This window comes from Alkalisalibacterium limincola, from assembly GCF_008017755.1.
GTDB lineage: Bacteria > Pseudomonadota > Gammaproteobacteria > Xanthomonadales > Xanthomonadaceae > Alkalisalibacterium > Alkalisalibacterium limincola.
The window spans coordinates 118,958-142,493 of the sequence record NZ_VRTS01000001.1; the positions used below are offsets into that span (position 1 = coordinate 118,958).

A 23,536-nucleotide genomic window follows, 5' to 3' on the forward strand; every position below is an offset into this window, starting at 1 on the left:
ATCGGAGCGGAATAATGCTCGCCGCCCTGGCAGCGCCGGCATCCGGACACCTCGCCGACACTGTCGAGGAATCGCTGCAGGATGTGCCCCGGGCCGTCGTCGGATCGATTTGAAAGGTCTTCCCTGTCCACCACCATCACGCCCTCGCTTGAATGCATCGCGCCGCCATCCGGCCACCTTTGGACTTTGGATGCGGCCCCGAGGATGGTAACCGGGTCGGCTTCGCCTTTCTTGGCAGGGGTTTCACGCCGGCAGGGGTGTACTGTGCTTCCCGTCGCGGAATCCAACGCCGATGAGCACCCTCCACCTGCCTGCCGTCCTCAAGCGCCTGATGGTGCTGCCTGCGTGTGCCCTGCTCGCCGCGTGCGTCAACACCGGCGACCGGAACATGCCGATACCCACCCGCACCGCCCTGGCGGGCGCCTCGCCCGGCGACACGCTGGTCATCGTGCTTCCCGGGCGCTGGGACAACGTGGAGGTGATGGCCGGCGCCGGCGTGGTCGAAGCCGTGCAAGGCGCATGGCCGGAGGCCGACGTGCTGCTGACCAGCGCGACGATGGCCTACTACACCGATGGCCGGCTGGCCGAGCGCCTGCACGAGCAGGTGGTGGCCCCGGCGCGCGAGAGCGGCTATCGCACCGTGTGGATGATGGGTGCCTCGATGGGTGGGCTGGGTACGCTGCTCTACGAACAGGCCTATCCGGGACAACTCGACGGGCTGGTGCTGCTTGCGCCCTATCTTGGCCGCAGTCGCCTGTTGCGCGAGATCGCCGACGCCGGGGGCATCCAGGACTGGTCGCCGGGCCCCGTGCCGGCCGAGCGCAACCGCTCGAACTTCGACCGCGAATTGTGGCGCCACCTCCAGACCTGGCTGTCCGATCCGGCCAAGGGCGAGCGCACCTGGCTGGCCTACGGTGCCGAAGACCGCCTGCGCGACGCGGTCCCGGTGTTCTCGCCATTGATACCCGAGGAGCAGGTAATGGAACGTCCCGGCGGCCATGCCTGGACCGTCTGGACCCCCGCGGCCGGCGAGGTGCTGTCCTCTGCCCGCCAGGGCCAGGCCGCGGGAAGCACCGACGACCGCGATGGCTCGACAAGGAGTACGCCATGACACGCCAACTGTTGCTCGCAGGCCTCGCATCCCTCAGCCTCCTGGCGCTGCCTGGATGCACCCGGACCACGCAGACCCCCTCCGGGACGGACGAAACAGCCGGTTCCCCGGCACCTGGGACCCTCGGGGCGGCCCTGCTGGGCAGTCGATGGGTCGTTCTCTCGGCCGATGGACGCGAGCTCGCCGCTGCGCGCGGCGAGGTGGACATCCACTTCCCCGAACCCGGGCGCATCGCCGGGCAGGGCCCGTGCAACCGCTACATGGGCAGCTACGACGAGCCCGATGGCGAGTTCCGCGTCGGCCAGGCCGCCAGCACGATGATGGCCTGCGAGGAGGAAGCGATGAACGACGAACAGGCCTTCCTCGCCCTCCTCGGGGAGGTGGAGCGGGCGTGGATCGATGGCGATCGCCTGCAACTGGTCACCGGCGACGGGCGGCAGATCTACGCCGAACGGCGCTAGGCGAAGCCCACCGCCACGGCGATCGCCAGCACCAGCAGTGCCAGCGCGCTGAGGCCGAGTACGAACGGCAGGATGAAGCGCAGCCAGGTGGTCCACTCCAGTCGGGCCACGCCAAGCACGCCCATCAACTTGGCGCTGGTGGGCACGATCAGGTTGGTGATGCCGTCGCCGAGCTGGAACGCCAGCACGCTGACCTGCCGCGTGACGCCGACCAGCTCGCCCAGCGGCGCCATGATCGGCATCGTCAGCGCCGCCTGGCCCGAGCCCGAGGGCACCAGGAAGTTGATCGCGGTCTGCACGCCGAACATCAGCCAGGCCGACACCAGTTCCGGGACGCCATCGACGACGCTGGCCAGGGCGAACAGCACCGTGTTCATCACCGCCGGCGTTTCCGGATCCGTGCCGCCGAGCAGCACCACCAGGCCCTTGGCCACGCCCACCACCAGCGCCGCCGGCAGCAGCGTGGCCGCGCCGTCACGGAAGGATTGACCCAGGTCGTTCACGCGCATGCCGCCGACCCCGAACACCAGGCTGCACAGCCCGATCAGCAGGCCGGTGGCGAACAGCTGGGCGGCGATCTCGGGGATGTAGTACTCGTGTACGACGACGCCCCAGACCACCCAGGCCAGGCCGGCGAAGAGGATGAGGACGTTGAGCGCATCGGCGCGCGAGAACGACGCGCCGTCCTCGACCACCGCCCCGCCGCCGCCCTGGCGGAACCAGGCGTCGGTCGCGTAACTGAGTGACTTCTGCGGATGCCGCTTGATGCGCTGCGCGTACCACACGGTGAAGCCGGCGCCGATCGTGGTGAACACCAGCCACATGACGATGCGGAACCCCGAGCCCGACAGGGGCTGCACGCCGGCGATGCCCTGCGCGATGGCGACCGAGAACGGGTTCATCCAGCTGGTGGCGAAGCCCACCTGGGTGGCGACGAAACACACCAGCACCGCGGTGATCGCGTCGTAGCCCAGCCGCACCAGGATCGGCACCAGCAGCAGCATGAACGGGATCGTCTCCTCGCCCATGCCGAACACCGCGCCGCCCAGCGAGAACAGGAAGAACAGCACCGGCAGCACGCGCGTGGGGTTGCCGGTGGTGCGCTTGATCAGCGCACGCAGGCCGCGGTCGACGCTGCCGCTGCGCAGGATGATGCCGAATGCGCCGCCGACCACCAGCAGGAAGGCGATGATGCCGACCGCTGAACTGGTGCGCGTGCCCGAGGCCAGGCCGTCGAACACCATGTTGAGCAGGCCGCGGCCCTCGCCCTCGCCTGAGAACAGCCGTACCGCCGGAGGAGGTTCGTCCGCGCGCTGGTAGCTGGCCAGGTCGATGCTGGCGCGCCCGTCCTCGAGCACCTGCACGTCGAACTGCCCCGCAGGCACCACCCAGGTGAGCGCCGCGAACAGCATGCCGAGCCCGAACAGCAGCACCAGCGTGTCGGGCATCCACACGCCACTGCCGGGAGCCGCCTTGTCCGGCGGGGTGGTGGCGGGGGCGCCGATGCGCCCTACTCCACCACGACCGGGATCTTGCCGATCCGGGCCTGCCACTTCGCCGGGCCGGTGCGGTGCACCGATTCGCCGCTGGAGTCCACCGCCACGGTCACCGGCATGTCGCGCACGTCGAACTCGTAGATCGCCTCCATGCCCAGGTCCTCGAAGCCGACGACCTTCGCCGACTTGATCGCCTTGGACACCAGGTAGGCGGCACCACCGACCGCCATCAGGTAGACCGAGCGATGCTTCTTGATCGCCTCGATCGCCGCCGGCCCCCGCTCGGCCTTTCCGATCATGCCCAGCAGGCCGGTCTGCTCGAGCACCTGGTCGGTGAACTTGTCCATGCGCGTGGCGGTGGTCGGGCCGGCAGGGCCCACCGCCTCGTCGCGCACCGGGTCGACCGGGCCGACGTAGTAGATGAAGCGGCCCCGGAAGTCGACCGGCAGCGGCTCGCCGCGGTCGAGCATCCCGACCATGCGCTTGTGGGCGGCATCACGGCCGGTGAGGATCTTGCCGTTGAGCAGGATCACTTCGCCCGGCTTCCAGCTGGCGACGTCGTCGCGGGTCACGGTCGACAGGTCGACGCGACGGCCCTTCGAGGCGTCATAGGTCAGCTTGGGCCAGTCCTCCAGCGACGGCGGCTCCAGGCTGACGGGACCGCTGCCGTCGAGCACGAAGTGCGCGTGGCGGGTGGCGGCGCAGTTCGGGATCAGCGCCACCGGCAGGTTCGCCGCGTGGGTCGGGTAGTCCTTGATCTTGATGTCGAGCACGGTGGTCAGCCCACCCAGGCCCTGCGCGCCGATGCCCAGCGCGTTGACCTTCTCGAAGATCTCCAGGCGCAGCTCCTCCAGCCGGTTCGACGGGCCGCGGGCCTGCAGGTCGGTGATGTCGATCGGCTCCATCAGCGCTTCCTTGGCCAGCAGCATCGCCTTCTCGGCCGTGCCGCCGATGCCGATGCCCAGCATGCCCGGCGGGCACCAGCCCGCGCCCATCGTCGGGACCGTCTTGAGCACCCAGTCGACGATCGAGTCGGACGGGTTGAGCATGGCGAACTTCGATTTCGCCTCCGAACCACCACCCTTGGCCGCGACGATGACGTCGACGGTATTGCCCGGCACCACGCTGACGTTGATCACGGCGGGCGTGTTGTCCTTCGTGTTGGTGCGCTTGCCGGCCGGGTCGGCCAGCACGCTGGCGCGCAGGCGGTTGTCGGCGTGGTTGTAGGCACGGCGCACGCCCTCGTTGACCATGTCCTCCACGCCCATCGTGGCGTCCCAGCGCACGTCCATGCCGATCTTCAGGAACACCGTGACGATGCCGGTGTCCTGGCAGATCGGCCGGTGGCCCTCGGCGCACAGGCGCGAATTGATCAGGATCTGGGCCATCGCGTCCCTGGCCGCCTCGGATTCCTCGCGCTCGTAGGCGGCGGAGAGGTTCCGGATGTAGTCGACGGGGTGGTAGTAGCTGATGTACTGCAGCGCGTCGGCGATGGAGGTGATGAAGTCGTCCTGCGCGATGGTCGTGGGCTGGCTGGCGGTCACGGCGGGCCTGGGGCATGGGGAAGCCCGGCATTTTAGGGGATCGCGCCGTCTCGTGCCGCACTCGCCCCGGGCGCGGGACCAGGAGTCATCCGGTCCGCTACCCCGTAGACTCCGCCTTCTTGCCCCCGACGGACTTCGTGATGACCCTGCGTCCCCTTTGCCTGCTCACCGCGCTCGCGGCGCTGGCGGCCATGCCACCGCTGCAGGCCCAGTCCGGCTACGACCCGGCGTCCCCCGAGGCCTGCGTCGGCATCGAGATCGATTCCGAGCGCCTGGCGTGCTACGACGAGGCCCACGGCCGCGGGCGCAGCCTGCCCCCGCAGACGACGCCGCTGTCGGAGGTGTTTGGCGCCGAGCCCGAGCCCGGCTCGCTGCGCTGGCGCGTCGAGCACGCTGGTGAAGCCACCAAGCCCTCGCTGCTGGATGCGCGCTGGGAACTGCAGCCCAATTCGAAGCTGGGCCTGTTCAACCTGCGCACCCACCGGCCGGTCTATCTGCTGCCGGGCTTCTGGAGCTCGAGCCCGAACAGTCGGCCCGCCAGCGAGAATCCCGCCAACACCGTCGGGGACGACGTGCCGCTGCGTTCGGTCGAGCAGAAGTTCCAGCTGAGTTTCAAGACCAAGGTGCTCGAAAGCATCTTCGGCGACAACGGCGACCTGTGGCTGGGCTATACCCAGTCCTCGCGCTGGCAGGTCTTCGACGGCGACAACTCGCGACCCTTCCGCGAAACCAACTACAACCCCGAGGCCATGCTGGTGTTGCGCACCAACTACCGCGTTGCCGGCTGGAACGGCCGGCTGGCAGGCATCGGCCTGGCCCACCAGTCCAACGGCCGCAGCCTGCCGCTGTCGCGCAGCTGGGACCGGGTCGTGGCGCAGCTGGGCTTCGAGCGCGACGACTGGGTGGTGACGCTTCGTCCGTGGTGGCGCATCCCCGAGGGCGAGTCGAGCGACGACAACCCCGACATCGAGGACTACATGGGCCGTGGCGACGTGCACGTCACCCACCTGCGCGGGAACCACAGCTATACGCTGATGGCCCGGCACAGCCTGCGCGGCGGCGAGCGCTCGCGCGGCGCGCTGCAGTTGGACTGGTCTTTCCCGCTGCACCGCAACCTGCGCGGGCACATGCAGGTGTTCCACGGCTACGGCGAAAGCATGATCGACTACAACCACAAGGCCACCTACTTCGGCCTGGGCATGTCGCTGGTCGACTGGTACTGACGGGCCGGAAAAGGGAGGCCCAGAAACGAAGAAGGCCGCGCTGTGCGCGGCCTTCTTCGTACGATGCGGCAAACCTCAGTGGGCGCCGCCGGCACCGTGCGCGTGGCCGTGCTCGAGCTCCTCGGCCGTGGCCTCGCGAACCTCGGTGACTTCGATGTCGAAGTGCAGGGTCTCGCCAGCCAGCGGGTGGTTGCCGTCGACGGTGACCTGGCCGTCCTCGATCTTGGTCACGGTGACCGACATGACGCCCTGGTTGCTCTGGGCCTGGAACTGCATGCCCGGCTGGATGTCGTCCACGCCCTGGAAGGCATCGCGCGGCACCACCTGGACCAGCGCGTCATGGCGCTCGCCGTAACCTTCCTCCGGGGCGACGTCGACCTTGAAGGTCTCGCCGGCGCTCTTGCCCTCCATCGCCTTCTCCAGGCCGGGGACGATGTTGCCGGCACCGTGCAGGTAGGCCAGCGGCTCGCGGCCGTTGGACGTGTCGAGCACGTCGCCGGCGTCATTGGTCAGGGTGTAGTTGAACGAAGCAACGCAACGATCGGCAATCTGCATGGGAAATCCTCTTTGACGGGTGCTTCGGATTCAGGCGTCTATCAACCGGGCACCAAGCGGCCAATCGCCAAGAAGGGGCGCAAGGCTACGGGCGTGGGGAGCGGGGTTCAAGTTCCGTCGCCATGCCGCCTGCGTCGCCCCACCAACATGGGGACGCCGGGCCCGGGCTCAACCCACCCCGGCGAATCCGCGGGAAAACCGCTGGCGGCCGCACCGCGCCTGGTTTCAGGCGACTTCGCCGGCGGCGTGGCCCGAAGCCCAGGCCCACTGGAAGTTGTGCCCGCCCAGGTGGCCGGTGACGTCGACGACCTCGCCGATGAAATACAGGTTGGGCTGGTCGTTGAGCGCCATCGTCCGCGAGGACAGGTGGCGGGTGTCGAGTCCGCCCAGCGTCACCTCCGCCGTGCGGTAGCCCTCGGTGCCCGACGGACGCACCTGCCACCGGTGCACGCCCTGCACGATGCGCTCCACGTCGGCACGGGCCAGCTGTCCAGGGGCCGGTCGGGCAGCCAGAGTTCGCACCAGCGTTGCGCCATCGAGCGCGTCCAGCGCTCGGCCAGGAACGTGCGCAGGGCGATCCTGGGGCGCTGCGCCCGGGCCGTGGCCAGGTCCTCGGCGATGTCGGCATCGGGCCACAGGTCGAACACCACCGGCTGTCCCGGCTCCCAGTACGAGGAGACCTGCAGCACCGCCGGGCCGCTGAGGCCGCGGTGGGTGAACAGCATCGCCTCACGGAAGCTGCCCTCCCCGGCCCGGGCCACGCACTCGGCCGCCACGCCGGCCAGGCCCGCCAGCTGGTCGAGTGGCTTGCCGCTGAGCGTGAACGGCACCAGCCCGGCACGGGTCGGCAGCACGTCGAGCCCGAGCGAGCGGGCGAAATCGAAGCCGAAGCCGGTGGCGCCAAGGCTCGGGATCGAATAGCCACCGGTGGCGATGACCAGCGACTCGGCCGTCAGCGCACCCGCCGCGATGCGCAGGCGGTGCGGCGTGCCGACCTCGATCGACTCGACCGCGGTGTGCGTGCGCACCTCCACGCCCACCGCGGCACATTCCTCCAGCAGCATCTTCACCACCAGCTTGGAACTGATGTCGCAGAACAACTGCCCCAGCGTCTTCTCGTGCCAGGCGATGCGGTGCCTGTCGACCAGTTCGATGAAATGCCAGGGGGTGTAGCGGCTCAGCGCCGACTTGGCGAAGTGCGGGTTGGCGGAGAGGAAATTGTCCGGACCCGAGTGCAGGTTGGTGAAGTTGCACCGGCCCCCACCCGACATCAGGATCTTCTTGCCGACCTTGTTGGCATGGTCGAGCACCAGCACGCGCCGGCCGCGCGCGCCAGCGGTCAGCGCACACATCAGGCCGGCTGCACCGGCCCCGATCACGACGACGTCGACATGCTCCACGCGGGACTCCAGGACACGCGCAACGGCGCTCGAACCATGCCGTCGCAGGCGGCGCACGGTAGCATGGGGCCGAGGTCCGCACGAGGTCGCGGCGGCTGCGTTCCATTCATCCGCAGTGGTCTAGGCTTGCCCGGGTCGTGTCCCCGGCACGCGAAACCATGGATGCAGGACAGGCGAAGGAGCCCACGATGGCAGAGTCCAGAACCCTCACGCGCTACGCTGAAATCGCCCAGCTGCTGCTGAAGTACCGCAAGGCCGGTGTGTTCGGCGGGCTGGACATGGACGAGAACGTGCTGGCCGAGGCCGGCAAGGGCCAGGACATTCCCGAGGGCAAGCCCGAGCAGTTCGCCAGCGACCTCGAGTCGCTGGGTCCGACCTTCATCAAGCTGGGGCAGTCGCTCTCCACGCGTCCCGACCTGGTGCCCCCGGAATACCTGAAGGCCCTTGAGCGCATGCAGGACGACATCGCCCCGGTCGCGTTCGGGGAGATCGCCGGGATCGTCGAGGAGGAACTGGGAGTGCGCATCTCCAAGGCCTTCGAGAGCTTCGATCCGGAACCGCTGGCCGCCGCCTCGCTGGCGCAGGTGCACGCGGCGACCCTGCGCGGCGGTCGCCGCGTCGCGGTGAAGGTGCAGCGGCCGGACATCCTCGGCACGATCCGCACCGACCTGGACCTGATCTCGAAGCTGGCCGGAACGATCGACCGCTTCAGCGACGTGGGCCGCCGCTACCACTTCGCCGAGTGGGTGCGCGAGTTCCGCAAGACGCTGCTGGGCGAACTGGACTACCGGCTGGAAGCGGACAACCTGGAGACCTTCGCCGAGAACCTCAGCGCCTACCCCGACATCCGCGTGCCGCAGCCGGTGCGCAGCCTGTCGACCGGGCGGGTGCTGACGATGGACCTGCTCGACGGCACCAAGGTGACCAAGGTGCCCGACGTGGCGCGCACCGAACTGGACCTGCGCACGCTGGGCGAGACGCTGATGCAGGCCTACCTGGACCAGGTGTTCGTGCATGGGCTCATCCACGCCGACCCGCATCCGGGCAACGTGCTGCTGCTCAGGGACGGACGCCTGGCGCTGCTGGACCTGGGCATGGTGGCGCACGTACCGCCGCGGCTGCGCGACCGCCTGTTGAAGTTCCTGCTGGCCGCGATCGATGGCCGCGGCGAGGAAGCCGCCGACATATTCATCGAGATGGGCACGCGCCTGGAGGACTTCGCCGAGGCCGACTTCGTGCGTGAGACCTCGCGCCTGATCGCGCAGTACAACGGCCACGCCCACTCCGGCGCGCTCTCCGAGGGCCGGCTGATCATGGAGCTCACCCGCATGGCCGCCGCCCACGGGTTGCGGACGCCTCCCGAACTCAGCCTGCTGGGCAAGACGTTGTTGAACCTGGAGGCGGTGTCGGCGGCGCTGGACCCGAGCATGGACGTGCGCGGCGTGATCGAGCACCACCTGCACCAGGTGATGCGCAAGCGCGTGTTCAAGTCGTTCTCGCCCTCGCAGCTGGCCTCGGAATGATGGAGATGCAGGACCTGGTGCGGCAGATGCCCCGGCGCGCCTCCACGATCCTGCAGACCCTGGCCGAGAACCGGCTGCGGGTGCACATCGGTGGCCTGGAGGAGTCGCACCTGATGGAGGCGCTGCAGCACATCGCCAACCGCATCGCGGCCGGTGCGGTGATCGCCGCGCTGATCCTCGGCGCGGCCCTGATGATGGGCGTGGAGACGGACGCGACGCTGTTCGGCTACCCGGCGCTGGCCATGGTCATGTTCCTGGTGGCAGCCACCTTCGGGATCATCCTGCTGGTGACGACGCTGATCACCGATCGCAAGGTCAAGCCCAAGGAAGAGCACGGCCCGCGCTAGCACCGCGGGCATGGGACCGTGACCGATGACCCGGGACGCCCGGGTCGCCGTTGTTACCATGGTCGTTCCCTGCAAGAGGAATGACCCCGCCGATGCCCAAGCTCCTGCTCGCCCTGTTCCTGCTCGCCGCCGGCTTCGGCCTGGCGACCGCTCCCGCCAGTGCATCGCAAGGCACCCGCGCGATCGACCACGAGGCCTTGTGCTGATGCCACGCGTCGCCGCCCCGGCCCTGAGCCCCGACGGGCGCTGGAGCGTGGTGCAGGTCACCCGCCCGGACTACGACCGCGACAAGCAGGCCGCGCACCTGTGGCTGGTGGCCACCGACGGGCGCACCCCGCCCCGCCAGCTCACCACCGCGCGCGGTGCCGAAAGTGGCGTGGCATGGAGCCCGGACAGCCGCACGATCGCGTTCTCGGCACGCCGCGACGGCGACGAGGCGGCGCAGGTCTACCTGCTCGACATCGAGCGTGGCGGCGAAGCCCGCGCGGTGACCTCGATCAGCACCGGCGCCCGCCTGCCGGTGTTCTCGCCGGACGGCTCGCGCATCGCATTCACCAGCGACGTCCATCCCGACAGTCGCAACGACGAGGACAGCAAGCGCATCGCCAGGGAGGAGAAGGAGCTCGACCACAAGGTACGCACCTTCGAGAGCTTCCCGATCCGCAACTGGGACCGCTGGCTGGACAACCGCCAGACCCGCGTGTTCGTGCAGGCGATCGATGCCGAAGAGGCACGTGATCTGCTGGCCGGCACCGCCCTGGTGTCCGAGCCCGGCTACAGCGCACGCACCACTGCCGGTGGCAGCGAGCTCGATGTGGCCTGGACCCCGGACGGCGGTGCACTGGTGTTCGTCGCCAGCACCAACCGCCATCGCGGCGCGCACGACTTCACCCACAACGACCTGTGGCAGGTTCCGGTGGAGGGTGGCGAACCGCGCCGCATCACCGGCACCGATGGGCACGAGGCGGGCGACAGCTGGTCCTCCCCGCAGTTCAGCCCGGACGGGCGCACGCTGTATGCGCAGGTGACGCCGCGCACCGAACACGTCTACAACGCCACCCGCGTGGGCATCATCGACTGGCCGGCCGGACGCGAGCGCGGACGCATCGAGCCCACAGACGGCCGCTCGGTGCTCGGCTTCGCCGTTTCGCCCAACAACCGCGACGTGTTCATGCTGGTCGACGACGCCGGCCACGCGATGGTCTACCGCGGCAGCCACTCCGGTGGCGAGGCCCGTCCCGCCTTCGGCATGGACCAGGGCATGTACAACAACCTGGCGATGAACCGCAGTGGGCGCCCGGTGCTGGTGGGCAACTTCGAGAGCGCGGTGAACCCCGCCGAGGTGGTCCGCATCGACGTGGACCGCGGCCGGCACGAGCGTCTGACCGAATTCGCCGTCGACAAGGCGGCACAGCTCGATCTGCAGCCGCTGGAGCACTTCTGGTTCGAGAACGACCAGGGTTACCGGGTGCACAGCCTGCTGGTGAAGCCGGCCAACTTCGACCCGTCGCGCCGCTATCCGGTGTTCGTGATGATGCACGGCGGCCCGCACCTGATGTCGCGCGACTACTTCTTCCTGCGCTGGAACTACCACCTGCTGGCCGGCGAGGACTTCGTCGTCATCATGACCAACTACCGCGGTTCCACCGGATTCGGCGAGGCGTTCGCGCAGTCGATCCAGGGCGATCCGCTGCGCGGGCCGGCCAACGACATCAACCAGGCGCTGGACGTGGCGGCGCAGAAGTACCCGTTCGTCGATGCCGGGCGCGCCTGCGCCGGTGGCGCGAGCTATGGCGGCCACCTGGCCAACTGGCTGCAGGGCACCACCGATCGCTACCACTGCCTGGTCAGCCACGCCGGCCTGGTGAACCTGGAGTCGCAGTGGGGCACCAGCGACGTGGCGTTCTCGCGCGAGGCCAACATGGGCGGCGCCCCGTGGGACCTGTACGAGGTGTGGGCCGAACACAATCCAATCCGCCTGGCGAACAACTGGAAGACGCCCACGCTGGTGACCGTCGGCGAGCAGGACTTCCGCGTGCCGCTCAACAACGTGCTGGAGTACTGGACGGCGCTGCAGCGCATGCAGGTGCCGGGCCGGCTGCTGGTGTACCCGGACGAGAACCACTGGATCATGAGCGGTGGCAACAGCCGGCACTTCTACGGCGAGGTCGATGCCTGGCTGCGTCGCTACCTGGTGGACACCGACTGAGCACCGGCAGGCACCGGCCTCGACCCGCCCGGGCCGTGGCCGGATCTGGCACAGTCCGCGAATGTCCGCAAACTCCCTGCCCATCCTGCTGGTGGTCTGGCACAGCCAGACCGATGGCACCCGACAGATGGTCGATGCGCTGTGCGAGGCGGCACGCGAGGAGTCCGGCGGCAGCATCGAGGTGCGATGCCTTCCGGCGGCCGAGGCCGGGCCCGACGACGTGCTGGCCAGTGCGGCGGTGGTGTTCGCCACGCCGGAGAACCTCGCCGCGATCAGCGGCCGGCTCAAGGACTTCTTCGACCGCAGCTACTACCCGCTGCTCGGGCGGGTTCCTGGAAAAGCCTACGCCGTCATGGTGTGCGCCGGGTCGGATGGGCACAATGCGATCGCCCAGGTCGAACGCATCGCGACCGGCCTGCGCATGAAGGCGGTGGCCGAGCCGGTGCTGGTGTGCACGCATGCACAGACGCCGGAGGCCATCCTCACGACGAAACACCTGGGGCCGGAGCAACTGGCCCCGTGCCGGGAACTGGGACGCATGCTGGCAGCTGCAACGCAGATGGGCCTGTTCGAGTGAGACCCGCACGCGTCGGGCTCGCCAGGCTCATTTTGCGGCGGGTGTGGCCCTGCCTGCTCGGCATCGGCCTGGTCTCCCAGGCCTGGGCCATCGATCCGGACAAGGCCCTGACCCAGCACGTCTACGAGCATTGGGATGCCGAGCGGGGCCTGCCGCAGAACTCGGTCAATGCGATCTCGCAGACACCGGAGGGCTTCCTGTGGCTGGGCACGTTCGAGGGCGTGGTGCGTTTCGACGGCCACCGCATGCAGGTGCTTTCCGACGAGTACGCCTGGCGCACGGGGCATGCGATATCACGCATGTGGGTGGCCCCCGACGGTGCGCTGTGGATCGGCAGCCTGGACCGCGGGCTGAGCCGGATCCACGAGCACGAAGTACAGCACTGGGGCATCGACGAGGGCCTGCCCGGCAACACGGTCACGGCCATCGCCGGAAACAGCCGGGGCGAGGTCTGGGTCGGCACGTCCCAGGGCGTTGCCCGGATCCACGATGGGCAGCTCGAACGCGTGGATTCGATACCCGGGCGCAGTGTGCGCGATATCGCCTTCGACGTTCAGGGACGCACCTGGGTCGCGCTGCGCATCGGTGGCCTGCTGCGGCTCGAGGGGAACGAGGTGACCGCGCTGGGTTTCGACGACCCCGCGGTGATCGCCAACACCTTGCTGCCACGCGCCGAGGGAGGCATGTGGGTGGGGACCTCGAACGGCCTGTTCCTGGCCGACGACGAGTACGTGCGGCCTGCCGCCCTCGACCCTGGCCTGCCGGGACGGATCATCAACAAGCTGCTGCGGGGTCATGACGGCACCCTGTGGATGGGGTTCGACGGCGAGGGGCTGGCCCGCGTCCGCGATGGCCGGATCGAGGTGTTCGGCCCCCGGCAGGGGCTGGCGAACGGATTCGTGCAGTCGCTGTACCAGGATGAATTCGACAGCGTGTGGATCGGCACCAATGGGGGCGTGTCACGCCTGCGCGACGGCGTGGTGACCCAGTACGGCCTGCCTGAAGGCCTGCCCGGCGAGTTCGCCCGCACCGTGGTGGAAGACGTGGACGGGCGGATCTGGGCCGGCCTGGATGACGGCGGCGTGGTACGGATCGACCCGGACGGCGCGACCACCCGCTTCGGACCCAGCGAGGGACTGGCTGGCGAGACAGTACGCGCGCTGGCGGCGATGCCCGACGGCAGCGTCTGGGTGGCCGTGTACGGACAGGCCCTGCAACGCATCACGCCCGATGGCCGGATCCAGACCTGGACCCTCGACGACGGGCTGCCCAACGACCTGATCCGCGTGCTGCTGGGCGATGGCGAAGGCGGCGTGCTGGTCGGCAGCGAAGGGGGCGGGCTGGTGCGTCTGCGCGACGGCCAGTTCCAGACCCTGCCGGGCACCGAGGGGCTGGACGTGCGGGCGGTGCTGGACGAGGGCAATGGCCGCCTGCTCATCGGCACCTACAGCAATGGGATGTTGAGGATAGAGGCCGGGGAGGCCGCGCAGCGCCTGGACGCCGGGGATGGGTTCCCCTGGCCCCGCGTGATGTCGCTGTACCGTGACCGCCGCGACCACCTCTGGATCGGCACCCAGCACGGGCTGGCCCGCCACGATGGCGAGCGCATGATCGAGCTCGGCGGGGCCGCCGCGACCTTCGGCCGCGCGGTGTTCTTCATCACCGAGGACCGCGACGGAAACCTGTGGTTCACCAGCAATACCGGCATCACCCAGGTGCCGTTCGAAGTGCTGCAGGACATCGACCGGCTGCACGATGCAGGCGAACTCCCGCAGCTGCGCCACCGCCGCATCGATGCCGTGGACGGCCTGCGCTCACAGCAGATCAATGGCACCAGCAGCCGGCCGGCCTGCGCGCCGACAACGGCTGGCTGTGGTTCCCGACCGCGCGCGGCGTGGCCGCGCTGGACCCGGCGCGCATGATGGCGCCCGAACCCAAGCCCCGGGTGTTCATCGAGGACATCGTGGTGCAGGGCGAGGTGCGCTCCATCCCGGCGGGCGAGACCGGCCCGCTGAAGTTCCCGGCCGGCACCGAGCGCATCGAGGTCCTGCTCTCGGGCATCCACGGGCTGATGCCCGACAGCCCCCTGCTGCAGACGCGGCTGCTGGGCCTGGACGACGACTGGGGTGCGCCGAGCCTGCGCCGCGAGGTGTTCTATGCCGCCCTGGCACCGGGTGACTACCGCTTCGAGGCGCGTGCGGTTTCACCCCGCGGAACGCTGGGGGAGACGATGGCGGTACTGGAATTCAGCATCCGCCCGACCCTGCTGCAGCGTGGCTGGTTCTGGCCGGCCGTGCTGGCCTCGGTGCTGGTGCTGGTGGTGGGTGGCATGCTGCTGCGCGCCCGCCGGCTGGCGCAGCGCACGCAGCGCCTGGAGCGCAGCATCGCCGAGCGCACCAGCGAACTGCGCGAGAAGAACGAAGCCCTGGAGGCGGCGCTGCGCCAGCTCGAGCACATCAACCGCACCGATGCGCTGACCGGTGTGCACAACCGCCGGTTCCTGGAATCGATCATCGTCGAACAGGCCCACCGTGCCGAGGCCCGCCATGCCCGCCAGGCCACGACCCCGGTACGCGAGCGGCAGGGGCTGGTGCTGCTGATGGTCGACATCGACTTCTTCAAGGAGGTCAACGACCGCCACGGCCATGCGATCGGCGACGAGGTGCTGCGCGCCTTCGCCGGGATGCTGCAGCAAAGCGTGCGCAGCGAGGACCTGGTGGTGCGCTGGGGCGGCGAGGAGTTCGTGGTGCTGATGCGCGAGGCCAGCCTGGAGGACGGCATCGCGCTGGCCCGGCGGATCACCGCCAACGCGCGGCAGACCGCCGTGCAGGTGGATGGCCTGCGCATCCAGCGCACCTGCTCGGTGGGCCTGGCCTGCCATCCGTTCCTGCCGGCCGCACCGGGGCTGGGGAACTGGAGCGAGACGATCGACGTGGCCGACCAGGCGATGTACCAGGCCAAGGCGCGCGGCCGCGATGGCTGGGTGGCCCTGCTGGCCCCGGAGGACGCCACCGACCCGCAGCTGGCGCGGCACCTGGTGCGCGACCCGGAGGGCACGCTGTCGCGCGGCGAGGCGTTGATCGAGGCCGAGCGCCACAGCCCCGGCCCCTGAGCGGCCACCGCAAAGGCCTTCACTCCAGTCGAAGGAAATGGTGTTTAAATAGACACCATGAAGACCGTCACCGAACGCCAGCAGGCCATCCTCGACTTCCTCGGCGACCACCTCGCCAGCACCGGCCTGCCGCCCACGGTGGGCGAGCTGGCACGGGCCTTCGGCATCCAGCCCAATGCGGCGCGCAAGCACCTGCAGGCGCTGGCGGCGAAGGGGCTGATCGAACACGCGCCGGGCAAGGCCCGCGGCTTCACGCTGCCGGTGCCGGTCGGCGTGGCGCCGGCCCTGCCCCTGCCGCTGGTGGGCCGGGTCGCGGCGGCAGCCCGGTCCTGTCCGAGGGCAACATCGAGGCGCGCTTCAGCATCGACCCGGCGCTGTTCCGGCGTCGCCCGCACTACCTGCTGCGGGTGGAGGGCGACTCGATGTTGGGCATCGGCATCCACGACGGCGACCTGATCGCGGTGCACCGCACGCCCGAGGCCACGATCGGCCAGGTGGTGGTGGCCCGGCTGGAGGGCGAGATCACCGTCAAGCGCCTGGGCCGTGATGGCGAGGGCCTGCTGCTGTTGCCCGAGAACCCCGACTACAGCCCGATCCGGGTGCCGATGGATGCGGCCGACTTCGCGATCGAGGGCCTGTACGTCGGCGTGATCCGGCGCGGGTAGGCCATGGGCCAGGTCGTGTCATTGCAGGAGGGATTGGCCGCCGGCCAGGTGTTCCGCGGCAGCCGTGCACCGCGGCGCCTGGCCGACGGACTGCCTTCGGGGCTGGCGGCGCTCGATGACGCGCTGCCCTGGGGCGGCTTCCCGCGCGGGGCGCTGAGCGAGCTGCTGGTGTCGATGGACGGCATCGGCGAACTGGAACTGGTGCTGCCGGCGGTGGCGGCGATCAGCCGGCGCGAGCGCATCGCGCTGGTGGCCCCGCCCTACCTGCCCTATGCCCCGGCGCTGGCACGCGCCGGCGTGGCGCTGGAGAAGCTCGCCTGGATCGACGCAAGTGCCGAACGCAGCGCCTGGGCAGCCGAGCAGTGCCTGCGCGCGGGCTGCTTCGGCGCGGTGCTGTGCTGGACCCGCAGCGGCGACGAGCGCCTGCTGCGCCGCCTGCAGGTGGCCGCCAGCGACGGGGGCGCACACGCCTTCGTGTTCCGGCCCGCGCACCAGGCCACCAACCCCAGCCCCGCCGCGCTGCGCCTGCTGCTGCACGGAGAGCCCGGCCAGCTGGCGGTGCAGGTGCTCAAGAGCCGCGGCGCGCAGCCTCCCAGCGGGACGTTGCGCCAGCCGCGACGGCATTGAGGGGCCGCCGTCATGGAACTGTGGGCGTGCTTCGCCCTGCCCCGGCTGTCGCTGGAGATGGCCTGGGGGCCGGCCTGCGGCAAGCGCACGGCAGCCGATCGTGATCGGGCTGGCCCCATCCAGGAAGATGCGGAGGCATTCGATCCCGACGCCGCGCATGCGGTGATCGACGGCCCGGTGCAGCGGGCCCTGATCGTCGACGCCGATGAGCGCGCCGAAGCCGCGGGCATCACCCGCGGCATGAGCCCGGCCCAGGCCCAGGCGCTGCGCCCGGACCTGCGGCTGCGCCGGCGCGATGCCCGCGCCGAGGCCGGGCGACTGGAAACCCTGGGCGCGCTGGCCTATGGCTTCAGCAGCCAGGTGCTGCTGGCCCCGCCAGCCACGGTGTTGCTGGAGGTCGGGGCCAGCCTGCGCCTGTTCGGTGGCTGGCCGGCCCTGCAACGCGGGGTGCGCGAGCGCCTCGATGCCCTGGGGCACGTGCATGCGATCGCCGCCGCACCGACGCCGGCCGCCGCCGAGGTGTTCGCCTGGCTGGCCGACGGTTTCGCGGTGTTCGACGAGACCCGCTTGCTGCGTGCCCTGCGGCGGGTGCCGATCGAAGCGGCGGGCCTGGACGCGAAGGCACTGCGTTCGGTGTCGCAGCTGGGCGTGCGCCGCCTGGGCGAATTGATGGCCCTGCCCCGACCGGGACTGCAGCGCCGCTATGGCCCCGGCGTGCTGGAGCGACTCGACCGCCTGCAGGGCCGGCTGCCCGACCCGCGCCCGGCCTATCGCCCGGCCGAGCGTTTCGAGCGCCGCATCGAATTCGACTACGGCATCGTCTCCAGCCAGGCGCTGGCGTTCCCGCTGCGGCGCCTGGTCGACGAGCTGGCCAGCTACCTGCAGCTGCGCGATGGCGGCGTGCCCGGCTTCGAGCTGCGCTTCGAGCACGAGGGCGCCGAGGACAGCCGTCGCTGGATCGGCCTGCGCAAGCCGATGCGCGAGGCGGCCGCCCTGCTGGATGCCGCGCGCGGGCGGCTGGAACAGGTGCGCCTGCCGCACCCGGCGCAGGCGCTGGCGCTGGTGGCCGAGACCTGCCGCCGTTCCAGCCGGAACTGCGCGACCTGTTCGACCCGGGCACGCGCGGCGGGCTGGATTTCGATGCGCTGGTGGAGCGCCTGCGCGCACGACTGGGCGACGAGGCGGTGCGGCCGCTGGCGATGCAGGCCGAGCACCGTCCCGAGCGCGCCTGGCGGGTGGCCGAGCGCAGCGATGCGCGCCCGTCCTGCCTGCCGCCGCGCCCGGCCTGGTTGCTGCCGACGCCGGTGCCGCTGCGCCAGCGCATCCAGCGCCTGCTCGATGCCCCCCGAGCGCATCGAGACCGGCTGGTGGGACGGCGACGACGTGCGCCGCGAATACGTGGTGGCCGAACTCGAGGGCGGCCAGCGCGCCTGGCTGTTCCGCCAGGTGGGCGGCGGCGAACTGGTGGACGCGGCGCAGGAGCGCCACTGGATGCTGCACGGCTGGTTCGCCTGACCATGGCCAGGTTGCAGCGACACTCTCAGTCGATGAGACGGCGCCGCCGCAGGATCGCCGCCATGCGCCCGCCACCGACCCCCGCCTACGCCGAGCTGCACTGCGTTTCCAACTTCAGCTTCCAGCGCGGGGCGTCGAGCGCGGAGGAGCTGTTCACCCGCGCCCGGGCGCTGGGCTACGAGGCGCTGGCGATCACCGACGAGTGCACGTTGGCCGGCGTGGTGCGGGCGCTGGAGGCGGCCGAGGCGACCGGCCTGAAGCTCATCGTCGGCAGCGAGCTGCGCCTCGAGGATGGTCCGCGGCTGGTGCTGCTGTGCGAGGACCGCGAAGGCTACGCGGCGCTGTCGCAGCTCATCAGCACCGGCCGCCGGCGCTCGCCCAAGGGTGAGTACCGGCTGGCCCGGGCCGACATCGAGGCGATGCCGCGCGAGGGGCTGCTGGCGCTGTGGTCGCCGGATCACGCCAGCTCCAGTACCCCCGCTGAGCCGCTGCACCATGACGCGGATGAAGTGGCCGGCTGGCTGCGTCCGTTGTTCCCGCGACGGCTTTGGATCGCCGCGTCGCTGCACCGCCTGCCCGGCGAGCGCGACCGGCTGCACGCGCTGCAGCAGCTCGGCCAGCGCCATGGACTGCCGCTGGTCGCGACCGGCGAGGTGCACATGCACGTGCGCCGGCGCCGTGCGCTGCAGGACGCGCTGACCGCGATCCGGCTGGGCCGGGCGGTGGCGCAGTGCGGCTTCGAGCTGTTCCCCAACGGCGAGCGCCACCTGCGCCCGCGCCCGGCGCTGGCGCAGCTCTACCCGCCCGAGCTGCTGGCCGAGAGCGTGCGCATCGCCTCGCGCTGCCGCTTCAGCCTGCGCGAGCTCAAGTACGTCTACCCCAACGAACTGGTGCCCGGAGGCCATACGCCGACCACGCACCTGCGGACGCTGACCGAGGCCGGGGTGAAGCGGCGCTGGCCCGACGGCGAACCGCCGAAGGTGCGCGCATTGATCGAAAAGGAGCTGGCGCTGATCGCCGACCTGCAGTACGAGGCCTTCTTCCTGACCGTGGAGGACATCGTGCGCTGGGCGCGTGCGCAGGGGATCCTGTGCCAGGGCCGCGGCTCGGCCGCGAACTCGGTGGTCTGCTACTGCCTGGGCATCACCGCGGTGGGTCCGGACCGCATCCAGATGCTGTTCGAGCGCTTCATCTCGCGCGAGCGCAACGAGCCGCCCGACATCGACGTCGACTTCGAGCACCAGCGCCGCGAGGAGGTGATCCAGTACATCTACGGCAAGTACGGCCGCCACCGCGCCGCGCTCGCCGCCACCGTGATCTGCTACCGCTCGCGCAGCGCCGCGCGCGACCTGGCGCGCGCACTGGGGTTTTCCGAAGACCAGGTCGACCAGCTCTCGGCGGTGTTCGGCCGCGGCCAGTCCGAAGCCCCGCTGGAGCTGCGCCTGCGCGAGCGCGGCTTCGATCCCGACGCGCCACCGATCCACCGCTTCCTGGTGCTGCTCGACGAGCTCAAGGGTTTCCCGCGCCACCTGTCGCAGCACGTCGGCGGCTTCATCATTTCCGATGAACCACTGTCGCGGCTGGTGCCGGTCGAGAACGCCGCGATGCCCGAGCGCACGATCATCCAGTGGGACAAGGACGACCTGGAGACGCTGGGCCTGCTCAAGGTCGACTGCCTGGCGCTGGGCATGCTCAGCTGCATCCGCGGCTGCTTCGACCTGCTGCGTGCACACCGCCGCCTCGACCTGGACCTGGCCGCCGTGCCCGAGGGCGACGCGCCCACCTACGCGATGATGCAGCGCGCCGACACGATCGGCGTGTTCCAGATCGAATCGCGCGCGCAGATGTCGATGCTGCCGCGGCTGAAGCCGGAGAATTTCTACGAACTGGTGATCGAAGTGGCGATCGTGCGCCCGGGCCCGATCCAGGGCGACATGGTGCACCCCTACCTGCGCCGCAAGCAGGGCCTGGAGCCGGTGGAATACCCCTCGGACGAACTGCGCCAGGTGTTCGAGCGCACGCTGGGCGTGCCGATCTTCCAGGAACAGGTGATGCAGCTGGCGATCGTCGCCGCCGAGTTCACCGGCGGCGAAGCCGACGCCCTGCGCCGCTCGATGGCCGCCTGGAAACGCCGCGGCGGCCTGGAGCACTGGCGCGAGCGCCTGGTCGGCCGGATGCTGGTGCGCGGCTACGACACCGAATTCGCCGAACGCGTCTTCGAGCAGATCAAGGGCTTCGGCAGCTACGGCTTCCCCGAATCCCACGCCGCCAGCTTCGCCCTGATCGCCTACGTCTCCGCCTGGCTGAAATGCCACCACCCCGACGCCTTCGCCTGCGCCCTGCTCAACGCCCAGCCGATGGGCTTCTACGCCCCGGCCCAGATCATCGCCGACGTGCGCGCCCATGGCGTCCCGGTGCGTCCGGTCGACGTGTGCAGCAGTGGCTGGGACTGTTCACTGGAAGGCAGCGGCGCATCCCCCCTCCCGCTGCGCATGGGCCTGCGCCTGGTCAACGGCCTGTCGGCGGACGCCGGCGAACGCATCGTCGCCGCCCGCACCCGGTCCCCGTTCCGCGACGTCGCCGACCTGTGCGCCCGCGCTGGACTGGACGCCCGCGAACGCACCGCCCTGGCCGAAGCCGGCGCCCTGAAGCGCCTGGCCGGCCACCGCCACCGCGCCCACTGGGCGATCGCCGCCGCCGAAGCCGGCGAGGACGTCATCAGCCTCGCCCCCGTCCCCGAACAACGCATCGCCCTGCGCCCCCCCAGCGCCCAGGAAGACGTGTTCGCCGACTACGCCAGCACCGGCCTGAGCCTCGAGCGCCACCCGCTGAGCCTGATCCGCCGCCAACTGACCACCCGCCGCGTCAAACGCGCCCAGGACATCGCCCACCTTCCCCACGGCAGCCACGTCCGCTTCGCCGGCCTGGTCACCCTCAAGCAGCGCCCCAGCACCGCCAGCGGCGTCACCTTCCTGACTGTCGAGGACGAGACCGGCATGCTCAACATCGTCGTCTGGCGCGACCTGGCCCTGCGCCAGCGCCGCGAACTGCTCGAATCCACCCTGCTGGCGATCGACGGCATCCTCGAACGCCGCGACGGCGTCCAACACCTCATCGCCCACCGCCTCGACGACTACACCCCCCTCCTCCCCGGCCTGAAATCCCAAGGCAGGGAATTCCACTAAAGACATACCCCGACGCTCGCCCCCCCCACACGCCAGCCCGTGGTGCGTGGGGTGCATACCCCTGAATCTTTAAAGAAAAAGCTCCGCAGGAGTTTTTCGATTCAGGGGTATGCACCCCGCGCGCCGCGGCCCCGCAACGGAGCGAACACAAGCATCACGAGATCAAAACAGTTCCGCATCCAGAGCCATCAACGGCTCAGCACCAGCCTTGATCGCCCGGATATGCATCGCCGTCTCCGGCATCAACTTCGCAAAATAGAACCGCGCAGTCGCCAGCTTCGCCACGTAGAACCCATCCCCGCGCTCCTCCGCATCCAGTTTCGCGAACGCAACACGCGCCATCCGCGCCCACATCCACCCGAAGCACAGATGTCCAACGATCCGTAGGTAAGGCACCGAAGCCGCCCCCACCTCGTCCGGATTCTCCCGCGCCCGCACCCCGATCTCGCCCGTCAGCGCACTGGTCGCCTCCAGCAGCTTCGCCAGCGGCCCCACGAACTCCGCCATGCGCGGCTCACCACCCTGCGCCTGCAGGAACGCACCGATCTCCTCGCCGAACAGCTTGAGCCTGGCTCCGCCATCGGACAGCACCTTGCGCCCCAGCAGATCCAGCGCCTGGATCCCGTTGGTGCCCTCGTAGATCATGTTGATGCGCGCATCGCGCACGTACTGCTCCACCCCCCACTCGCGGATGTAGCCGTGCCCGCCGAACACCTGCACCGCCAGGTTCGTCGTCTCGAACGCGTTGTCGGTGAGGAACGCCTTGACCACCGGCGTGAGCAGCGCCATCAGCGCCTCGCAACGCGCGCGCACCGCCACGTCCGGATGGTGCTGGGCCTGGTCGATCATCAGCGCCGTCCACGAGGTCAGCGCCCGCCCCGCCTCCACGTAGGCCTTGCCGGTCAACAGCATCCGCCGCACGTCGGCATGCACGATGATCGGATCGGCCGGCTTCCCCGGCTGCACCGCCCCCTGCGCCGAGCGGCTCTGCAGCCGATCCTTCGCATAGGCCACCGCTTGCTGCTGCGCGATCTCCGCCAGCCCCAGCGACTGCATGCCCACGCCCAGCCGCGCCGAATTCATCATGACGAACATCGCCTGCAACCCACGGTGTGGCTCGCCGATCAGCCAGCCCCGCGCCTGGTCGAGGTTGATCACGCAGGTGGCATTGCCGTGGATGCCCATCTTGTGCTCGATCGAGCCGGCCTGGATGCCGTTGCGCTCGCCCACGCCACCGTCGGCATCGGGCAGGAACTTCGGCACCAGGAACAGCGATATCCCACGCGTGCCCTCCGGCGCATCCGGAAGCCGCGCCAGCACCAGGTGCAGGATGTTCTCCGCCATGTCGTGCTCGCCGGCGGAGATGAAGATCTTGGTCCCGCTGAGCAGATGGCTGCCGTCCGGACCCGGCTCGGCGCGCGTGCGCAGCATGCCCAGGTCGGTGCCGCAGTGCGCCTCGGTCAGGCACATCGTCCCGGTCCACTCGCCCGACACCAGCTTGGCAGGTAGATGACTTGAGCTCGTCACTCCCATGCGCCTTGAGGCATTCATAGGCCGAATGCGACAACCCCGCGTACATCAGCCAAGCCTGGCTGACCGAATTGAACATCTCGTAGACCGAATTGTTCACCGTCGCAGGCAAACCCTGCCCGCCGTACTCGGTACCGCAGGCCAGCGACGGCCATCCCGCATCGACGTACTGCCGGTACGCTTCCTTGAAGCCCTCCGGCGTCGTGACCACCCCGTCGCCATGGAAGGTGCAGCCCTGCTGGTCGCCCACCGCATTGAGCGGCAACACCACCTCGGCCGCGAACCGCCCCGACTCCTCCAGCACCGCCAGCACCGTCTCGTCGTCCACCTCCGCAAACGCCGGCATCTCGCGCAACTGCGCACCGGCCTCCAGCAGTTCGAACAGGACAAAGCGCATGTCGCGCAGCGGGGCGTTGTAGTGGGGCATCTGCAGCTCTCCGGGATGGTGGCGCCGAC

General features: G+C 70.0%; 15 protein-coding genes and 3 pseudogenes. 13 read left to right on the forward strand and 5 right to left on the reverse strand.

Annotated elements, in window-relative coordinates; genetic code table 11:
• The first annotated feature begins 292 nt into the window (after window positions 1-292).
• Together FU658_RS00555 and FU658_RS00560 are read left to right on the forward strand one after the other, a co-directional pair.
• A complete protein-coding gene (locus FU658_RS00555) occupies window positions 293-1,111 on the forward strand; it encodes a serine aminopeptidase domain-containing protein (protein ID WP_147890329.1) in 819 nt (272 codons plus the stop codon).
• A complete protein-coding gene (locus FU658_RS00560) occupies window positions 1,108-1,572 on the forward strand; it encodes an META domain-containing protein (RefSeq protein ID WP_147890330.1) in 465 nt (154 codons plus the stop codon). The genes FU658_RS00555 and FU658_RS00560 overlap by 4 nt, the downstream gene beginning before the upstream one ends.
• Here FU658_RS00560 and yfcC read toward each other — a convergent pair.
• Both yfcC and FU658_RS00570 read right to left on the reverse strand, forming a co-directional pair.
• Entirely contained in the window at window positions 1,569-3,020 is a 1,452-nt protein-coding gene (yfcC, locus tag FU658_RS00565; protein WP_147890331.1) for a putative basic amino acid antiporter YfcC, read from the reverse strand. The genes FU658_RS00560 and yfcC overlap by 4 nt on opposite strands.
• Window positions 3,021-3,082: 62 nt before the next feature.
• A complete protein-coding gene (locus FU658_RS00570; RefSeq protein WP_147890332.1) occupies window positions 3,083-4,612 on the reverse strand; it encodes a fumarate hydratase in 1,530 nt (509 codons plus the stop codon).
• Window positions 4,613-4,752: 140 nt separating this feature from the next.
• On the opposite strand from FU658_RS00570, the gene FU658_RS00575 reads away from it, so the two are divergent.
• Window positions 4,753-5,835: a phospholipase A gene (locus tag FU658_RS00575; RefSeq protein WP_147890333.1), complete on the forward strand. Its 1,083-nt coding sequence runs from the start codon at window positions 4,753-4,755 to the stop codon at window positions 5,833-5,835.
• Window positions 5,836-5,910: 75 nt separating this feature from the next.
• Here the strand turns inward: FU658_RS00575 and FU658_RS00580 are convergent, their stop codons facing one another.
• Together FU658_RS00580 and FU658_RS00585 are read right to left on the reverse strand one after the other, a co-directional pair.
• Window positions 5,911-6,390 (reverse strand): FKBP-type peptidyl-prolyl cis-trans isomerase, encoded by a 480-nt coding sequence (locus tag FU658_RS00580; protein ID WP_147890334.1) that lies wholly within the window; start codon window positions 6,388-6,390, stop codon window positions 5,911-5,913.
• A gap of 225 nt (window positions 6,391-6,615) precedes the next feature.
• Window positions 6,616-7,742, reverse strand: a pseudogene (locus FU658_RS00585) (BaiN/RdsA family NAD(P)/FAD-dependent oxidoreductase).
• A gap of 236 nt (window positions 7,743-7,978) precedes the next feature.
• Here FU658_RS00585 and FU658_RS00590 point away from each other — a divergent pair.
• The 10 genes and pseudogenes from FU658_RS00590 (at window position 7,979) to FU658_RS00630 (ending at window position 21,550) form a co-directional block, all read left to right on the forward strand.
• Window positions 7,979-9,313, forward strand: a complete 1,335-nt coding sequence (locus FU658_RS00590; protein WP_255505334.1) for an ABC1 kinase family protein — start codon at window positions 7,979-7,981, stop codon at window positions 9,311-9,313.
• Window positions 9,310-9,660, forward strand: coding sequence for a hypothetical protein (locus FU658_RS14925; protein ID WP_255505335.1), 351 nt, complete (start codon window positions 9,310-9,312; stop codon window positions 9,658-9,660). The genes FU658_RS00590 and FU658_RS14925 overlap by 4 nt, the downstream gene beginning before the upstream one ends.
• A 205-nt stretch (window positions 9,661-9,865) precedes the next feature.
• On the forward strand, window positions 9,866-11,869 hold the full coding sequence (locus FU658_RS00595) for a S9 family peptidase (RefSeq protein WP_255505364.1): 2,004 nt from the start codon (window positions 9,866-9,868) through the stop codon (window positions 11,867-11,869).
• Between the two features lie 61 nt (window positions 11,870-11,930).
• The gene (locus FU658_RS00600) at window positions 11,931-12,446 is read left to right on the forward strand and encodes a flavodoxin family protein (protein ID WP_147890335.1); all 516 of its coding nucleotides are present in this window, start codon (window positions 11,931-11,933) and stop codon (window positions 12,444-12,446) included.
• Entirely contained in the window at window positions 12,443-14,368 is a 1,926-nt protein-coding gene (locus FU658_RS00605) for a ligand-binding sensor domain-containing protein (RefSeq protein ID WP_187265839.1), read from the forward strand. The genes FU658_RS00600 and FU658_RS00605 overlap by 4 nt, the downstream gene beginning before the upstream one ends.
• Window positions 14,365-15,558 (forward strand): GGDEF domain-containing protein, encoded by a 1,194-nt coding sequence (locus tag FU658_RS00610; protein WP_147890337.1) that lies wholly within the window; start codon window positions 14,365-14,367, stop codon window positions 15,556-15,558. Before FU658_RS00605 ends, FU658_RS00610 begins: the two co-directional genes overlap by 4 nt.
• A gap of 57 nt (window positions 15,559-15,615) precedes the next feature.
• Window positions 15,616-16,223, forward strand: a pseudogene (gene lexA, locus FU658_RS00615) (transcriptional repressor LexA).
• A gap of 3 nt (window positions 16,224-16,226) precedes the next feature.
• The gene (gene imuA, locus FU658_RS00620; RefSeq protein WP_147890338.1) at window positions 16,227-16,850 is read left to right on the forward strand and encodes a translesion DNA synthesis-associated protein ImuA; all 624 of its coding nucleotides are present in this window, start codon (window positions 16,227-16,229) and stop codon (window positions 16,848-16,850) included.
• Between the two features lie 12 nt (window positions 16,851-16,862).
• Complete coding sequence (locus FU658_RS00625; RefSeq protein ID WP_147890339.1) at window positions 16,863-18,365, forward strand: Y-family DNA polymerase; 1,503 nt, start codon at window positions 16,863-16,865, stop codon at window positions 18,363-18,365.
• A gap of 62 nt (window positions 18,366-18,427) precedes the next feature.
• Complete coding sequence (locus FU658_RS00630; RefSeq protein ID WP_147890340.1) at window positions 18,428-21,550, forward strand: error-prone DNA polymerase; 3,123 nt, start codon at window positions 18,428-18,430, stop codon at window positions 21,548-21,550.
• Between the two features lie 162 nt (window positions 21,551-21,712).
• Here FU658_RS00630 and FU658_RS00635 read toward each other — a convergent pair.
• Window positions 21,713-23,507, reverse strand: a pseudogene (locus FU658_RS00635) (acyl-CoA dehydrogenase C-terminal domain-containing protein).
• Window positions 23,508-23,536 lie beyond the last annotated feature (29 nt).

What these genes read in the sequence shown, in the direction of transcription:
- FU658_RS00555 (WP_147890329.1), top strand. Translation starts at nt 293, where the DNA reads ATGAGCACCCTCCACCTGCCTGCCGTCCTCAAGCGCCTGATGGTGCTG.
- FU658_RS00560 (WP_147890330.1), top strand. Translation starts at nt 1,108, where the DNA reads ATGACACGCCAACTGTTGCTCGCAGGCCTCGCATCCCTCAGCCTCCTG.
- yfcC (WP_147890331.1), bottom strand. Translation starts at nt 3,020, where the DNA reads ATGCCCGACACGCTGGTGCTGCTGTTCGGGCTCGGCATGCTGTTCGCG.
- FU658_RS00575 (WP_147890333.1), top strand. Translation starts at nt 4,753, where the DNA reads ATGACCCTGCGTCCCCTTTGCCTGCTCACCGCGCTCGCGGCGCTGGCG.
- FU658_RS00580 (WP_147890334.1), bottom strand. Translation starts at nt 6,390, where the DNA reads ATGCAGATTGCCGATCGTTGCGTTGCTTCGTTCAACTACACCCTGACC.
- FU658_RS00590 (WP_255505334.1), top strand. Translation starts at nt 7,979, where the DNA reads ATGGCAGAGTCCAGAACCCTCACGCGCTACGCTGAAATCGCCCAGCTG.
- FU658_RS14925 (WP_255505335.1), top strand. Translation starts at nt 9,310, where the DNA reads ATGATGGAGATGCAGGACCTGGTGCGGCAGATGCCCCGGCGCGCCTCC.
- FU658_RS00595 (WP_255505364.1), top strand. Translation starts at nt 9,866, where the DNA reads ATGCCACGCGTCGCCGCCCCGGCCCTGAGCCCCGACGGGCGCTGGAGC.
- FU658_RS00600 (WP_147890335.1), top strand. Translation starts at nt 11,931, where the DNA reads ATGTCCGCAAACTCCCTGCCCATCCTGCTGGTGGTCTGGCACAGCCAG.
- FU658_RS00610 (WP_147890337.1), top strand. Translation starts at nt 14,365, where the DNA reads ATGATGGCGCCCGAACCCAAGCCCCGGGTGTTCATCGAGGACATCGTG.
- imuA (WP_147890338.1), top strand. Translation starts at nt 16,227, where the DNA reads ATGGGCCAGGTCGTGTCATTGCAGGAGGGATTGGCCGCCGGCCAGGTG.
- FU658_RS00625 (WP_147890339.1), top strand. Translation starts at nt 16,863, where the DNA reads ATGGAACTGTGGGCGTGCTTCGCCCTGCCCCGGCTGTCGCTGGAGATG.
- FU658_RS00630 (WP_147890340.1), top strand. Translation starts at nt 18,428, where the DNA reads ATGCGCCCGCCACCGACCCCCGCCTACGCCGAGCTGCACTGCGTTTCC.